The organism is Nocardia sp. FBN12 (assembly GCF_050320175.1).
In the GTDB taxonomy this organism is placed as follows: Bacteria; Actinomycetota; Actinomycetes; order Mycobacteriales; family Mycobacteriaceae; genus Nocardia.
This window is the reverse complement of record NZ_CP190048.1, coordinates 2,100,234-2,114,781: the sequence shown is the minus strand read 5'-3', so window position 1 is coordinate 2,114,781 and position 14,548 is coordinate 2,100,234. Positions and strand designations below refer to the sequence as shown.

Below are 14,548 nucleotides of genomic sequence, written 5' to 3'. Positions count from 1 at the left end.
GAGGTCATCGGTCCTGAGCTAGCGTGACACCATGCACGAGCTCAGGGCCGGTGACATCTTCGCCGGTTATCGAATCGAGCGGGTGCTCGGGGCGGGCGGGATGGGCAGTGTGTACGCGGCCCGGCACCCGCGCTTGCCGCGACTGGTCGCGGTGAAAGTGCTGCACTCCTCGTTTTCGGCTGATCCGGTGTTCCGTGGGCGGTTCGAGCGGGAAGCCGATCTCGCGGGGCGCCTCGACCACCCGAATATCGTGGCGATCCACGATCGCGGCAGCGAGGACGGGCGGCTGTGGATCGCGATGCAGTATGTCGCGGGCAGCGATGCGGAATCAGCCCTGCGGACAGGACCTTTGGCGCCGGATCTGGCACTGCACATCGCCCGATGCACGGCGGACGCGCTCGATTGCGCGCATGCGGCCGGGTTGCTGCACCGCGACGTCAAGCCGGCCAACATTCTGCTGAGCGAGCGCGCGAACGTCAGCGATCAGCGGGTGCTGCTCACCGATTTCGGGATCGCGAAGGCGATCGACGAGAGCACCGCGCTGACCGAGACCGGCACGTTGGTGGCAACGCTGCGGTACGCGGCGCCCGAGCAGCTCGACGGGCGCACCGCGGGCCCTCGGTCGGACCAGTATTCGCTGGCCTGCACACTGTTCCACCTGCTCGCCGGGCAACCGCCGTATACCGCGACCAACGCCGGCGCGCTGATCGGCGCCCATGTGATGCAGCCGGTGCCGCGGATCAGTGCGGTGATGCCGGGTCTGCCCAGCGCGGTGGACGCGGTCTTCGCGCGGGCGCTGGCCAAAGATCCGGGCCATCGATTCACCAGCTGCGCGGAAATGGTCGCGGCGACGACGACAGCGCTGGCAACCGGAGTCGCTCCGTTCGCCGACGCCCGTGCCGGGTCGTTCACCCGCCCCGCTCCCGACCCCACCGATCGAGCGTTCCCCTCTCCCGGCCCGTATCTCGATCACGGCGATGCGGCGGGCGAACAACCCTGGGCCACCGCGGGAGTCGCACACCCGGCGGGGCCCGAGAATCGTCAGCACTTCGACGGCACCGCGCGAGCTCATCGAGGTACAGCACGATGGTTGGCGGCGGGAGTGGCCGGGTCGGCCGCGATTGCCGCGGTGGCTACCGCGCTGGTCGTGAGCCGGGACTCGGGCGGCGCGGACGGTATCGCGACGACCATCACCAGTGCGACGACCACCAGGGTCGATCCGTGGGCGGCAGCGAGGCCGACGATGGCGTTGTTCCCTGGTCTACTCCCCGAGAATCCCGAGAGCGTCGGGTACCGGGCGATGCGGTGCAGTTTCGCGACGAAGAGCCCGGATGCGGTGTGGGACACGGGGTTCGACTGCACCGATCGCGAGGGAGCGCAGATGCAGATGCTGGCGCACCCCGACGCCGACACCGTCGGGCGGTTCGTCGCCACCCTGCCCACCGGGCCGACCCAGCAGCTGCGGTCGCGGTACGGCAGGCCGCTCACCGTGCACAGTTTCAACGGCTCCACCGGACCGTGGCTGCTCGTCCGATTCGATGCCGCGCCGTATTCGACTGTGCTGCTCCAGGTGTACTGGAAGGGCCACACCCATCAGGAGATGATCGACCAATGGCTGAGCACCGCACCCCTGTGACCGCGCGACTGGCGCTGGGCGCGCTCGCGGTTCTGCTCGTCGGCTGCGGCACCGTCGACGGTGCCGCGACGCCCGGCGAGATCGACGTGCGATCCCTCGACGTGGGCAGCTACACGACGGCGCCCGCCGACATCGAGGCGGGTCGAAAGTCCACCGACGGACCGATTCTGGAAGGTCTGAGGATGGCCGGTGCTGTGGTGTTTCCGCACGACGTCGATCCAGCGCTGATCCACAACTGGGGCACCGATGTCCTTGACACCCCACGGCGCGCCGCCGACACCTCGGCGATCTCCAGCGTCAATCTTGCTGTACTGGAACGGCATCGGATGATGGTGGCGTTCGACATCGCCGAAGGCTCCCTGGCCTTCGACAAGGCCAAGCCGGCGATCGAGACCGACGCGCGGATCACCAGGGTTGTGCTGTTGCGGTTTCCCGGCGCTCAGGTCGCCAAGGAGGCTGCGCGGGACCTCGAGGCGACCGACTTCGGCGTCAGTCCGGACAATCAGCCGGTACCGATCCCCGGCTACCCTGCCGCGCACGCACATTGGCGACCGGGCGTCAAGACGATCGGCGCGACCTTCGCCCACGGCGAGATCGTGGTGAGCCTGTTCCTGCAGCATCCGTCCCCGGATATCGATGCGCTCGCGACACGGGTTTCGGCTGTCCTCGACGCCCAGATCCCGCTGCTCGACGCGTTCACGCCGACGGCACCCGACAAGATCGCCCAACTCCCCCGCGATCCCGATGAGCTGTTGCGCCGCACGCTGATTCCCGGTCCGGCCAATCAGCAGATCGCCATCTCCTCACGCGAGTTCGCCGCGTGGCCGGGGCGCGCGAGCGCGCACTACCGCCCCACCGAACCCGCGGAGCTCGGTGCGGCGTGGGATCGCGGCGGCGTGGACAGCGTGTCGAATTCCTACAGCACCACGCTGTTCCGGTTCCGTGACGATGCCGCGGCGGTTGCTTTCGGCACCACCTGGCAGGACACCCTCAGCGCGGCCGCGCATCCCGTCTCCGCGCCCGCGGACGTGCCGCAGGCGCGCTGCGCGGAGCGCCGGGCGGGCAGCGCACCCGCGCTCACCCGCTGCTATGTGAACTACCGCCGCTACGGCGCGTTCGTCAGCGGCGCCGAACCGGCCGGCGTTCGCCAGCAGGCGGCGGCACAGTACGCGCTGCTGGCGAACGCCCAATAGCTCAGAGCTGGGCTTCGATCGCCTGCACGACCTCGGCGGCGTCGGGGGTGGTGCGCGGGCGGAACCGGCCCGCGACCGTGCCGTCGCGACCGACGAGGAACTTCTCGAAGTTCCACTGCACGTCGCCCGCCGCACCCTCGGCATCGGCGGTCTCGACCAGCGCGGCGTAGAGCGGGTGCCGGTCGTCGCCGTTCACATCGGCCTTGGCGAGCAGCGGGAAGTCGACACCGTAGGTGACCGAGCAGAATTCCTGGATCTCCTCGGCGCTGCCCGGCTCCTGACCCATGAACTGGTTGCTCGGGAAGCCGATCACGGTGAAACCGCGCTCGCCGTAGGCCTTCTGCAGCTCCACCAGGGCGCCGTACTGCGGGGTCAGGCCACACTTGGAGGCCACGTTGACGAGCAGCACGGCCCGCTCACCCGCCAGCTCACCCAGTGTGGTGTCCTCGCCTGCCAGGGTCTGCACCGCAATGTCTCGAATGTTCGCGCTCATCACATCACCACCAGATCTCGTCTATGTCGGTTCGATCGCCACCGTACCGGAGGCCGATCGGCACGCAACTGTCCCGCTGGACGGGAAATTCTGTAACACGTTCTTGTTTTGTCGCGCGGTTGGCGGCACCATTCCTGTGATGGGTAGTCATGCCCGCACCCCGAGCACCGGAGGAAGACCGTGAGCGAACAGCCACATCGGATCGACACCGTCCGCCCGCTGCGCGCGAGCGAGGTGACACAGTGGGATTTCGAGGCCGATGTGGTGGTGGCCGGTTACGGCATCGCCGGCGTGTGCGCGTCGATCGAAGCCGCGCGGGCCGGTGCGAAGGTGCTCATCCTGGAGCGGACCGGCGGCTGGGGCGGCGCCGCGGCGCTGGCGGGCGGATTCGTCTACCTCGGTGGCGGCACACCGCTGCAGAAAGCGCTCGGATTCGACGACACCCCGGAGAACATGGCGGCGTTCCTCACCGCGGCGCTCGGGCCCGGCGTCGACGCGGCGAAGATCAACGACTACTGCGCGGGCAGCGTCGAGCACTACAACTGGCTCGTCGATTGCGGTGTGCCGTTCAAGGAGTCGTTCTGGGGCGAGCCCGGCTGGGAGCCCCCGCACGACGAGGGCCTGATGTACTCCGGTGGCGAGAACGCCGCGCCGTTCCTCGACATCGCCGAACCCGCTCCGCGCGGCCATGTTCCGGAGCTGGCGGGCAAGAAGATCGGTGAGCGCAGCGGCGGCTACATGCTGATGAAGCCGCTGGCCGACACCGTCGCCGGACTCGACATCGACGTCGAGTACGACACCCGCATCCGTCGGCTCGTCGTCGACGAGCAGGACCGAGTGGTCGGCGTGCTGGCCACCACCTACGGCAAGCCCGTCCTCGTGCGCGCCGCGCGCGGTGTCGTGCTGGCGACCGGCAGTTTCGCCTATGACACCGAGATGATCGACCGCTACACCCCGCGTCTGAGCGGCAGGCCCGGCGCGGCCATCGAGGAACACGACGGCATCGGCATCCGGCTGGCTCAGGCGCTCGGCGCCGAGCTGGCGCACATGGACGCCAGCGAGGTGGCCATTTTCGGCGATCCGCAGATGATGGCGCGCGGCATCCTCGTCAACGGCCGCGGTCAGCGCTACGTCACCGAGGACACCTACCCCGGCCGGATCGGTCAGGCGACGCTGTTGCAGAACGACAACCAGGCGTTCCTGATCATCGACGAGGCCTCGCTGGAGGAGGCGCTCGCCACCGAGAGCGCCACCCCGTTCTTCCGCTTCCAGCCCAAGTGGGTCGCCGAGACGGTCGCCGAACTCGAGGCCGAAATGGGCCTGCCCGCACAGACATTGCAGACCACCGTCGCCACCTACAACCAGCACGCCGAGCACGGCACCGACCCGGTGCTCGGCAAGAAGCCCGAATGGGTGCGCCCGATCAAGGGCTCGCTCGCCTGCTTCGACCTGCGCGGATTCACCGCCGGATTCACCCTCGGCGGGCTGCGCACCGACCTGGATTCGCGGGTGCTGCACGTCAGCGGTGAGCCCATCGCGGGCCTGTTCGCGGCCGGGCGCTGCACCTCGGGACTGTGCGCGTACGGCTACGTCAGCGGGGCCTCGCTCGGCGACGGCAGCTTCTACGGCCGGCGCGCGGGCAAAGCCGCGGCGGCCGGCTGAGCCGCGCACGACCCACCACGCGCTCGCGGTCAGTACTCTGCTTGCAGCGCCACGCCCGGCGACGAGTCCGGCTGCGCTCGCGGTCTTTTCACGTCCGCGAGCAGGCGCGCCGAACATCAGACGCAGTGCAGATCGGAGTTGGACAGTGCAAGCAGGTGGGACGTCCGCGGATTACGTGATCGTCGGCTCCGGATCCGCGGGGGCGGTGCTCGCGAATCGGCTCAGTGCCGACCCGAGCACCACGGTCGTGCTGTTGGAGGCGGGCCCGGCCGACGACGACAAGCTCGCCCATATTCCGGCCGCGTTCTCGAAACTGTTCCGCAGCGAGCGTGATTGGGACTATCTGACCGAACCGCAGGCCGAGCTCGGCGACCGGCGGATCTACTGGCCGCGCGGCAAGACCTTCGGCGGCTCGTCGTCGATGAACGCGATGATGTGGGTGCGTGGCTTCCGCGCCGACTACGAGGAATGGGGGCTGCTGGCGGGCGAGAAGTGGAATTTCGCCGCCGCGGTGGAGCAGTTCCGCAAGATCGAGAACGTCCAGGACGCGCAGTTCCCCGACGAAGGTTCCAAGGGGCCCCAGCACGTGCAGCGCCAGCGCAGCCCGCGCGCGTCGACGCATGCGTTCCTCGAGGCCGCGAGCCAGGCGGGCCACGCCCTGGAATCAGCGAATCGTCCTGCGCCCGAGGGCTTTACTCAGACCATGGTGACTCAGCGCGACGGCAGGCGCTGGAGCACCGCCGACGGGTATCTGCGGCCCGCGATGAAGCGGTCGAACCTGACTGTGCTGGCCTCCTCGCTCGCTACCCGCGTGCTGTTCGAGGGCACCACGGCTACCGGCGTCGAGTACCGCAGCGGCGAGCAGACCTACACGGTGACCGCGAATCGTGAAGTCATCCTGTGTGGTGGCGCGGTGAACAGTCCGCAGCTGCTGCAACTCTCGGGCATCGGTGATCAGGACGAGCTGACGGCACACGGCATCGAGCCGGTCGCCCACTCCCCCGAGGTCGGCGCGAACCTGCAGGACCACTTGATCGCGGCGCTCGGCTACAGCGTGGACTCGGATTCGCTGTTCACCGCGGAGAAGCCACTCGAACTGATCAACTACCTGGTCCGCCACCGGGGCATGCTCACCTCCAATGTCGGTGAGGCATACGGTTTCGTGCGCAGCCGGCCCGACCTCGAGCATCCCGACCTCGAGCTGATCTACGCACCGGCGCCGTTCTACCACGAGGGTCTGGTCGAGGCCACCGACCATGGTGTCGTGCTCGGCGCGATCCTGCTCCGTCCGCGCAGCCGCGGCAAGATCAGCCTGGCGTCGGCCGATCCGACGGCCAAACCGGTGATCGATCCGCGCTATCTGTCCGACGCCGACGGCGCCGACCGGGCCGCGCTGACCGCCGGGCTGCGGGTGTGCGCCGGACTCGCCGGGCAGCCCGCGCTCAAGAGTGCGCTGGGCGCGGTGATCTATCCGCCCGAGGCACCCGACGATCTCGAGGCGGCTATCGCGCTGACCATCGAACAGTTCTCGCACACCCTGTACCACCCGGTCGGCACCTGCCGGATGGGCACCGACGCCGCCAGCGTCGTCACCCCCGATCTGAAGGTCCGCGGCGTTACGGGTCTGCGCGTCGCCGACGCTTCGGTGATGCCGCTGATCATCCGCGGACACACCAACGCCCCCGCCATTTTCATCGGTGAGCAGGCCGCGGACTTCATCCTGGCGCAGGCCTGACCTGGGCGAAGGTGGCGCGCGGGGGCGCGCCACCTTGTCCTCATGCTGCCGCGAGGCCCAGCGACGCGGCCGCGAGCAGCAGATACGGCAGCGGATAACCCAGATCCGCGTACTGGCGCGCCCGCAGCACAGTGAGTTCGGCGGTCAGGAAATACAGTACGAGCCCGCCGGCGGCGGCCACCGCCAGCGGCCGGTAGGCCAGGCCGACGAGCAGCCCGAGGCCACCCGCCGCCTTGATCAGTGCCAGGGGTGTGAGCGCCCACGGCGCGATGCCGTAGTTGCGCATGTTCTCGCGCACCCAGTCGGCACGAACGACGTCGGCCAGCGCGGCGGCCAGCGCGGCTATCGCGGCAAGTACGGTGACGACGAGATAGGTGGTGTGCATCGGGATCAGATCCTCCGTCTACAGGTGATCGGCGCCTCTGACATCGTGGAGACAGCCGTGATCGGACGGCGAAGTGCCGTCCGATCGATAGACGACCCGCGTGAGCGAAAGGTGACCGATGCGCGCAGAGCAGCCGCAAGCGTCGGCCCGCGCGTTCGAACAACGCCGCGATCGCCTACGTGGCATCGCCTATCGGATGGTGGGTTCCGCGGCCGAAGCCGAGGATGCAGTCCAGGAGGCCTGGTTACGGCTGGCAGGCACCGCGACCGACATCGCCGATCTCGACGGCTGGCTCACCACGGTGGTGTCGCGGATCTGCCTCGATATGCTGCGCGCCCGCACCCGTCGCGCCGAGGTCGCGACACCGGATACGCCGGCGCGGGCGGCGACCGGCGCCGGTGTGGATCCCGAAGCCGAAGCGTTGCGAGCAGATTCCGTCGGACGGGCGTTGCTCATCGTCCTCGGCACGCTCGGCCCCGAGGAACGGGTGGCCTTCGTGCTGCACGATCTGTTCGCCGTGCCGTTCGCCGAGATCGCGCCGATGCTGCGGCGCACGCCCGCCACCACCAAGAAGCTCGCCAGTCGCGCCCGGCTGCGCGTGCACGCGCCCGCGCGGATCGAGTCGACGGAACTGCTCGCGCACCGGGCCGCGGTGACGGCCTTCGCGCAGGCCGCCGGCGAGGGCGATCTGGGCGGACTGCTCGCGGTGCTCGCTCCGGACGTGGTGCGCACCGCGGATCCGGCGGCGCTGTCGCCCGGGATGGCGGTGGCCGTGCGGGGCGCGCGCGCCGTGGCCGAGGGCGCGCTCGCGCTGCGCCGGCGCTCGCGGGACGCGGTGCTGGTACTCGTCGACGGCAGGCCGGGTCTGGTGGTGGCGGGTGCCGGCGGCGTGGACTTCGTGGTGACGTTCCGCGTGCGCGGCGAGCAGATCGCGGCTTACGACGTCGCGGCCGCACCGGAACGCGTGGCCGCGCTCACGCTGTCATTGCTGCCGGAACAGCCTTGATCGGGCCGCGAAATGACCCGATGCCGAGATTCTGGCAGTCGATGCACCTTCGCACCTGATGCCTGCTCACGAAGGGCGAACCAGCGGTCGAGCCTGGTCAGAGGGCTGGGACGCGCGCAAACCCCAACGGCGGCGTAGGTACGCGGCCGGAACGCAGGTCGTGCCGGAAATCGGGGAGCAACGGCAGCATCTCGACATTGCGCGCGGCATAACAGCGCACCATCGGCAATGCGCGCGAGACCTCCGCGCGTTCGACCGGCTCGGCGTCGAGAAACGCGAGTGCGTCCAAGCCGAGGCCGAGAGTCCCCGCGATGCGGACGATCGAGGCCGATTTGCGGCCCCAACCGACCTCGACCGCCGAGAACATCTCGTACAGACCGTGGCGGTACAACGTGCGCATGGTTCTTGCTCGATCACCGCGCGCGGCCACGGCGTGCAGCACACCGCGCTCGCTCAGTTTCGTCAGCGTGCGCAGTGCCGGTGGGCGCAGCATGGTGCCGGTCTCGTCGTGGACGACACCCTCCCAGAGGGTCTCGTCCAGTTCCCAGACCAGACAACGGACGGCAGGTCGCATGGCGCTGAACTCTACAACCACTGATAGCGAAGAACCAGACTTGTGACCTGTCACTACCCGGGCTTTCCAGCGTGGGCCCCGCACCCAGAACCTGACAATCCATTCCGGTTTCGTTTGCAGTTCGTTAGGGTGGGGTTCGCTGGACAGCGGGGGGTACAGCCGAAACTGGCGAAGGGAACACAGATGTCCGTCCACAATCCACCCCGGCCGTCGCTGACCGTCTCGGGCAAGCCGATGTCGTTGCCACTCAAGGACGTTCGCGCACTGTCGCGGCAGATGGTCGGCCATTTCGTCGCCAACGTCGCCCCCTGCGGCACGCTACCCGGTGACGCCATCTCCGGCGATGTCACCACGATCACCCGGATCTGTCTGGAATTCGCGGTCGGCATGCTCGATGGGCGTGATATCCCCAGCCAATTGATGCGCCTGCAGGACGCGGCCAGCGCGTGGGCTCGTGAGGGCGTGCCGATCGACACGATCCACCACTCGATCGCCGAGGGCTTCAAGATCGGCCTCGACCTGGTCGTCTCGAGCGCGTCGGGCAATGACTTCGACAGCCTCGTCGGTGGCGTCAAGGTCGTGATGGAACTGCTCGACACGATCACCGCCCAGATCTCCCTCGCGTATGTGCGCGAGCTCCGCGGCGTGGTCAGCGAACACCACACGGCCGTCCACACCCTCACCTCCGCCCTGCTCGGCGGCCACAGCACCTCGACGATGGCCCGCGAATGCGGCATCACCATCGCCGAGACCTACACGGTCTTCGCCCTGGCGATCCCGCAGCACCGCGAGGAAGCCAATCCGGCGTTGGATTCGAAGGTCGTCGCCCGCCGCAAGCTGCGCCGGGTGCAGGCCGAACTGGCCAAGCGTTGCGGTGACTCGGCGCTGTCGCTGCTCAGTGTCGACGGCGGGACCGTACTCATTCCGGCCGACGCCTTCGACCGCGAGGGGCTGGCCGCGCTGGTCGCCCAGCTGTCCCAGGCCGCGCAGGTCGGGATCACCGCGGCGATGGTGGAAACGAGCACCACCGGGGTGCCCGACGCCGCCGATCAGGCCCACGAACTCCTCGACATGGTGCAGCGGCTCGACGTGACCTCGGGCCTGTACCGCTTCGACGAGCTCGCCCTGGAATACCAGCTGACCCGCCCCGGCCCCGGCCGCGAATTCCTCGGCTCGCTGCTCGATCCGCTGGATCAGTACCCCGAGCTGCTCGAAACCCTGCAGCGCCATATCGCCAACAATCTCAACCGCCAGCGCACCGCGCGGGTGCTGCACGTGCACACCAATACCGTCGACTACCGGCTCAAACGGATCGGCCAGCTCACCGGTTTCGATCCCACTCAGCCTTCGGGGCTGTGGTACCTGCGTTCCGCGCTGGTCGCGCGCAGCTACCGCTCGGTCCCAGCCTGATCCCGCACACGACGAAGGCGCTGCCCACGCGACGTGGCAGCGCCTTTGTCGTGCCGCGAACATGAGCGAAGGCGCTGCCCACCGTGGTGAGCAGCGCCTTCGTGTCGTTCTCAGCGGGAGCGGGTCACAAGGATCCGCCGCCACCGACAAGCCACGGGTTGAACGCGCAGGTCAACTGCGGGTTCTGCACCGGGTCGAGCGCCCGCAGCGCGATCGACAGCGCACGCGGTGAGTACATCATCGTCAGATGATCCGAGATGTCCTGCTCGCAGCCGTCCTGCAGGGTGATGTTGTTGACGGTCGCGCCCGGACCCGCCTTCAGGAACGTCAGCTCGTAGGGGTTGGTGACCTCGTCATAACGGGTACCGACGACGGTGTAATCGACACCGGCGACAGTGTCACCCCCCGCGTTGAGGTTGTTGACGAAATCCGAGCCGATCGTCTGCTGGATACCGGCGTGCCCGACGAAGATCTCGATCGGACCCAGGATGTCGATACCCAGGTTGTTGATCATGCGCCCCAGCGCACCGATGCCGTCGAGACTGGTGCCGTGGTGGGTGGCGCCGAAGGTGATCAGCTTGTTCACCTTGGCGGCGCCGCCCTCGAACTTGGTGTAGTGATTCGCCATCGACCCACCTTGCGAGTGCGCGATGATGTCGACCTCGTCCGAGCCGGTGGCCGCGAGAACCCGGTCGACGAACGCCGCGGTCTGCTTGGCCGAATCCTGGATGTAGCCGGTGCCCATGACACCGGGCAGGAACGAACCGAGCCCGCCACCTTCCATCATGTTCGAGCGGCCGTAGTTGAACGTGAACGTGCAGTAGCCGGCGTCCTTGATCGGCTGTCCCATGTAGGCGTAGCCGTTGTAGGCGTTCATCCAGGTGCCGTGCAGCAGCACGACCGGACGAGGATGCTCGGCGGTCGGCTTGCAGTTCCAGTCGTTCGTCCCTGGTGCGGCGGCATCGGGGTTGCCGAGACCGTAGGCGAACGCGGCGAGGAACGCCGTCGACTCCGGTCCGTAAGCACCGGGATCCGACGAATAGCCGCCCGAGGAGCCCGAACTGGACCCCGAACCGCCGTAGCAATCACCGGAGCCGTTACCCGACCCGGCACCGCTGCCGGAGGTGCACGCCGACCCCGACCCGGCGACCTGGCGGCCTTCGGAGACGATGCCGGCGAGATCCTGCTCGGTCGGCGCCGCAGCGGGAGCCGCGCTCGCCCCCGGCCCGGTGAGCACCATGGAGAGGGCACCGACACCGGCGAAGACCGCCGTGTGCAGCGTGCGTCTGCGACTGGGAGATTTCATGTGTTGACTTGTCTTCCTGTGCGATTCGAATATTCGTCGCCCCTTTTCAGCCGGGAGAACGAATGGCTTGTCGAAACCGCCCAAAACATAAGCCGCAGAAATCATTACACGACGATTGTCACGCGCTGTCTGGGTAGGTCACCACGTCCCGTCGAAAACCGCCATGACAGGGCACAGGAAAATATTCAGCATTCGCTGCGCGCGGGAACCCCGAGAAGTCGCTCGTCGAGCCACAGCATCGCCTCCGGATATCCGGTCGCCGCGCCGATGATGTGTTCACCGAGCACGCCGCGATACACCGCGCTGGCGCCGAGTTCGCACTGCTCGGCATAGAGATTGCGCGCACCCTCGGCGGGGATCCACCACTCTTGGTCACCGTTGTAGATATAGAGCGGAGCCGACGAGCGCATTCCTCGCATCCGGGTGATCTCGTAGATGTCGGTGGCCAGTTCCGAACGCAGCGGGTCGGCGATGTTGGCGCCGACATCGATCGGCAGGTGCAGGATTCCCGGCACCGCGAACACGCTGGCACACGTATCTTTCATGATCGACGTCGTGACCCAGCGCCCGAGATTGTTCATCGCGGCGAGAATTTCGGGGCGTTCCCGGCCGATCGCGAAGGTCGCGGCCATAAATATTCCGGAGGCGAGATTGGCATTCATACTGCGCGAAAGGATTTCGAAGTCGGCGGGCACGCCGCCCAATGCCGCGCCGACGATCGAATCGGCCAGTTCCGGTGCGTAGGAATCGATCAGCTTCGCCGCGCCGTGGGTGGCGATCGCGCCGCCGGAATAGCCGGTCATCGCGAAGCGGCTCTCGCCATAAGCCACCGGATCGATGCCGCGCACCGCCCGGATCGAGTCGAGCACAGCGTGCCCAGCGACGTACGGTTCGGCGTAGGCCATCCACGGACCCTGGTGGTCGGGCACCAGCACCGCGTACCCGCGCAACACCGCCAGTTGGGTGGTCGGCGGGATGAACTCGGTCGCACTGGATTGCGTGGTCAGACCGTGCGCCAGTGAGTAGCCCGGAGTGCACTTGCGCCCCAGCGCGTCGATCGGCAGGTTGTTCACCAGCACGGGGCGGTCGCCGGGACCGGTCCACTCGGTGGCGGGCACGATGAGGGTCGCCGTCGCGTAGGACGGTCTGCCGTGCGCGTCGTCGGTGCGGAATTTCAGCAGCGTCGCCGACCGGATGGGTACCAGGGTCAACCAGGCGGCGGTGCCGGTGACGTCGCGGGATTCGATCAGCTCGCCGGGCGACAACTCCGCGAGACCGACCGGCCACTGATCGAAGATCGGATCCCCGACCGCCGACGGGAGCACCGCCGCGTGCAGCGCCGCGAGCTCGGCGGCCGGATCGGCGGCGTTCGGCGGGATCGGTGAGGGAAGCACCTGGTCGATCCAGCGCTGCAGATCGGGCAGGAAACCCGGTGTCCCCACCTGTGGCACCGGGAATTCCTGGGTCGGCGGCGGATCGGCGGCGGCCGTGCCCGCCGTGAACGCGAACGCCAGCATCATCGAACAGACAAGTACTCGAACAGATCTCATGGCACACACGCCTTCGGGTGGCAACGGATTCGTCGATGACGTGCCACTATGCGGTGCTTCGACCCCGCCGAAACTCCCCCACCGCGCCGTCGTCAGAGCATTCACGCTACGGGCAGCGGCGAACTGACTTCGGCGTTGTGCCCGAGTCGTGTGCGCAATGCCGCTGTATCGCAACAAGAATCGCCCGGCACGGCACGAATCGACCCGGATCCGCGTCGGGGCGAACGGATCCGGGCCGAAACGAAACCGGACTCAGCAGGTGCTGGGCGCCGGTTCCCCCTGCAGCCGGGCATCGAGCCAACTCAGCGCGGAAGGCAGTCCGAGCACAGCTGCGGTCAGGTGGTCGGGTGTCGGTGTCTGCTGGCTGACAACCTTGGCGCCCGCAGCACACCAGCGCTGCGTGGTGGCGGTGATCGCGTCGACCGGGATGAGCCCGTCGATCGGCGAATGCCATTCGAAGACAGGCATAGTCGGCGCGCCGGGATACAGCTCGAGGCTGTTCTCCTCCACCACGGCGCGCGCTTCGGGGTCCTCCACCAGCGAAGTCGTCGCCGCGAAGTCGAGAATCCCGCGCCCTGCGCCCGCACCGAGGATGTCGTTGGTGCAGGCATCGCGAATCGACGCACGGGCGGCCAGACCGCTGGCGTTCATCTGATCGCTGATCGGAAACCGTTGGGGGTATTCCCGTTCCAGGCCGATCCCGGCGGCCAGCGCGAGCCCGAAGACCGGGTGCGACCCGAAGCCGAGACCCTCGAGCATCGACACCAGATTCATCGGCACCCCGCCCATCGCCGCCCCCGCGATCTGCAACTCGGGCGCGTACTCGGGCTGCAGCGCCGCCGCCCAAGCCGTCGCCATGCCGCCACCGGAATACCCGGCCATCGCGACCCGGCTGCCACTGATCCGCAACTGCTCGACCTGGCGCACCGCGCGGATGCCGTCGAGGGTCACCTGACCACCCAATTTCGCTGCGCCATACGCGAAATTGGGTCCGAGGTGGTCGGGCACGGCCATCGTCCACCCGCGCTTCAGTGCGTAGTTCCAGGCCACCGCCTCGCGCACCATCAGGTCCGGATCGTCGGTATAGAGGACTTTGGAGACCGAGCAGCGCGTGCCGAGCCCGTTGATGATGTGCTGGTAGGACAGCACGGGGGCATCGGTGCGGTGATTGTTCGGCTGGAGCACGGTTGTCGTCGCGGCGATCGGGTCGCCCGCGGAATTGGTGGAACGGAACTGGATCAGGGTGATCGTGGTGTCGGGGAACATCGCCAGCGGCGGCATCGGCCGCACACCGAGAACGTCACCGGGCTCGCTGTCGGCGATATCGGCCGGCTGGCTGTAGAAGGGATCGGGGTCGGCACTCGGGTACAGCGGTGCGGTGTGGCCCGCCGCGGCCGGCACCACGGTGAGCACCGCCGCCACCACACAGGCCAACAGTGTCCGGCCCGGCCGAGTGTGTCGTGCCGCGGTAACCCAGATCATGCGGCTGTCCCTCCCGTGTCGCTGCTGTCGAGAGCGATCTTCGCCGGTACCGTGGCTCCTCGTCGACGGGTCACCGCGAACATCGGCGGAGCTCACAACATCACCGGGTGCACGGT

Annotated in this window: 12 protein-coding genes; 6 read left to right on the top strand and 6 right to left on the bottom strand. The window is 68.1% G+C overall.

Features of this window, described 5'->3' with window-relative positions; genetic code table 11:
* Nucleotides 1–31: 31 nt before the first annotated feature.
* Complete coding sequence (locus ACQHI0_RS10330) at nucleotides 32–1,636, top strand: serine/threonine-protein kinase (RefSeq protein ID WP_427907715.1); 1,605 nt, start codon at nucleotides 32–34, stop codon at nucleotides 1,634–1,636.
* Complete coding sequence (locus ACQHI0_RS10325; RefSeq protein ID WP_427907714.1) at nucleotides 1,612–2,829, top strand: DUF7373 family lipoprotein; 1,218 nt, start codon at nucleotides 1,612–1,614, stop codon at nucleotides 2,827–2,829. The genes ACQHI0_RS10330 and ACQHI0_RS10325 overlap by 25 nt, the downstream gene beginning before the upstream one ends.
* Nucleotide 2,830: 1 nt before the next feature.
* On the opposite strand, the gene ACQHI0_RS10320 is transcribed toward ACQHI0_RS10325, so the two are convergent.
* Nucleotides 2,831–3,322: a glutathione peroxidase gene (locus tag ACQHI0_RS10320; RefSeq protein ID WP_427907713.1), complete on the bottom strand. Its 492-nt coding sequence runs from the start codon at nucleotides 3,320–3,322 to the stop codon at nucleotides 2,831–2,833.
* A 180-nt stretch (nucleotides 3,323–3,502) separates the two neighbouring features.
* Here ACQHI0_RS10320 and ACQHI0_RS10315 point away from each other — a divergent pair, with 180 nt between their 5' ends.
* A complete protein-coding gene (locus tag ACQHI0_RS10315; protein ID WP_427907712.1) occupies nucleotides 3,503–4,984 on the top strand; it encodes an FAD-dependent oxidoreductase in 1,482 nt (493 codons plus the stop codon).
* Between the two features lie 145 nt (nucleotides 4,985–5,129).
* The gene (locus ACQHI0_RS10310) at nucleotides 5,130–6,719 is read left to right on the top strand and encodes a GMC family oxidoreductase (protein ID WP_427907711.1); all 1,590 of its coding nucleotides are present in this window, start codon (nucleotides 5,130–5,132) and stop codon (nucleotides 6,717–6,719) included.
* Nucleotides 6,720–6,759: 40 nt separating this feature from the next.
* Here the strand turns inward: ACQHI0_RS10310 and ACQHI0_RS10305 are convergent, their stop codons facing one another.
* The gene (locus ACQHI0_RS10305; RefSeq protein ID WP_427907710.1) at nucleotides 6,760–7,104 is read right to left on the bottom strand and encodes a DoxX family protein; all 345 of its coding nucleotides are present in this window, start codon (nucleotides 7,102–7,104) and stop codon (nucleotides 6,760–6,762) included.
* Between the two features lie 118 nt (nucleotides 7,105–7,222).
* Between ACQHI0_RS10305 and ACQHI0_RS10300 the strand changes: the two genes are divergently transcribed.
* Entirely contained in the window at nucleotides 7,223–8,110 is an 888-nt protein-coding gene (locus tag ACQHI0_RS10300) for a sigma-70 family RNA polymerase sigma factor (protein WP_427907709.1), read from the top strand.
* 97 nt (nucleotides 8,111–8,207) lie between these two features.
* On the opposite strand, the gene ACQHI0_RS10295 is transcribed toward ACQHI0_RS10300, so the two are convergent.
* A complete protein-coding gene (locus tag ACQHI0_RS10295) occupies nucleotides 8,208–8,684 on the bottom strand; it encodes an HAD-IIIC family phosphatase (protein WP_427907708.1) in 477 nt (158 codons plus the stop codon).
* Nucleotides 8,685–8,867: 183 nt separating this feature from the next.
* On the opposite strand from ACQHI0_RS10295, the gene ACQHI0_RS10290 reads away from it, so the two are divergent.
* On the top strand, nucleotides 8,868–10,094 hold the full coding sequence (locus ACQHI0_RS10290; protein ID WP_427907707.1) for a PucR family transcriptional regulator: 1,227 nt from the start codon (nucleotides 8,868–8,870) through the stop codon (nucleotides 10,092–10,094).
* Nucleotides 10,095–10,218: 124 nt separating this feature from the next.
* Here ACQHI0_RS10290 and ACQHI0_RS10285 read toward each other — a convergent pair whose 3' ends face one another.
* The 3 genes from ACQHI0_RS10285 to ACQHI0_RS10275 all read right to left on the bottom strand — a co-directional run bounded on the left by ACQHI0_RS10285 (nucleotide 10,219) and on the right by ACQHI0_RS10275 (nucleotide 14,432).
* Nucleotides 10,219–11,400: an esterase/lipase family protein gene (locus tag ACQHI0_RS10285; protein WP_427907706.1), complete on the bottom strand. Its 1,182-nt coding sequence runs from the start codon at nucleotides 11,398–11,400 to the stop codon at nucleotides 10,219–10,221.
* A gap of 185 nt (nucleotides 11,401–11,585) precedes the next feature.
* Entirely contained in the window at nucleotides 11,586–12,950 is a 1,365-nt protein-coding gene (locus ACQHI0_RS10280; protein ID WP_427907705.1) for a lipase family protein, read from the bottom strand.
* Between the two features lie 252 nt (nucleotides 12,951–13,202).
* On the bottom strand, nucleotides 13,203–14,432 hold the full coding sequence (locus tag ACQHI0_RS10275; RefSeq protein WP_427907704.1) for a lipase family protein: 1,230 nt from the start codon (nucleotides 14,430–14,432) through the stop codon (nucleotides 13,203–13,205).
* Between the last annotated feature and the right edge of the window lie 116 nt (nucleotides 14,433–14,548).

What these genes read in the sequence shown, in the direction of transcription:
- ACQHI0_RS10275 (WP_427907704.1), bottom strand. Translation starts at nt 14,432, where the DNA reads ATGATCTGGGTTACCGCGGCACGACACACTCGGCCGGGCCGGACACTG.
- ACQHI0_RS10320 (WP_427907713.1), bottom strand. Translation starts at nt 3,322, where the DNA reads ATGAGCGCGAACATTCGAGACATTGCGGTGCAGACCCTGGCAGGCGAG.
- ACQHI0_RS10295 (WP_427907708.1), bottom strand. Translation starts at nt 8,684, where the DNA reads ATGCGACCTGCCGTCCGTTGTCTGGTCTGGGAACTGGACGAGACCCTC.
- ACQHI0_RS10325 (WP_427907714.1), top strand. Translation starts at nt 1,612, where the DNA reads ATGGCTGAGCACCGCACCCCTGTGACCGCGCGACTGGCGCTGGGCGCG.
- ACQHI0_RS10285 (WP_427907706.1), bottom strand. Translation starts at nt 11,400, where the DNA reads ATGAAATCTCCCAGTCGCAGACGCACGCTGCACACGGCGGTCTTCGCC.
- ACQHI0_RS10300 (WP_427907709.1), top strand. Translation starts at nt 7,223, where the DNA reads ATGCGCGCAGAGCAGCCGCAAGCGTCGGCCCGCGCGTTCGAACAACGC.
- ACQHI0_RS10305 (WP_427907710.1), bottom strand. Translation starts at nt 7,104, where the DNA reads ATGCACACCACCTATCTCGTCGTCACCGTACTTGCCGCGATAGCCGCG.
- ACQHI0_RS10280 (WP_427907705.1), bottom strand. Translation starts at nt 12,950, where the DNA reads ATGAGATCTGTTCGAGTACTTGTCTGTTCGATGATGCTGGCGTTCGCG.
- ACQHI0_RS10330 (WP_427907715.1), top strand. Translation starts at nt 32, where the DNA reads ATGCACGAGCTCAGGGCCGGTGACATCTTCGCCGGTTATCGAATCGAG.
- ACQHI0_RS10290 (WP_427907707.1), top strand. Translation starts at nt 8,868, where the DNA reads ATGTCCGTCCACAATCCACCCCGGCCGTCGCTGACCGTCTCGGGCAAG.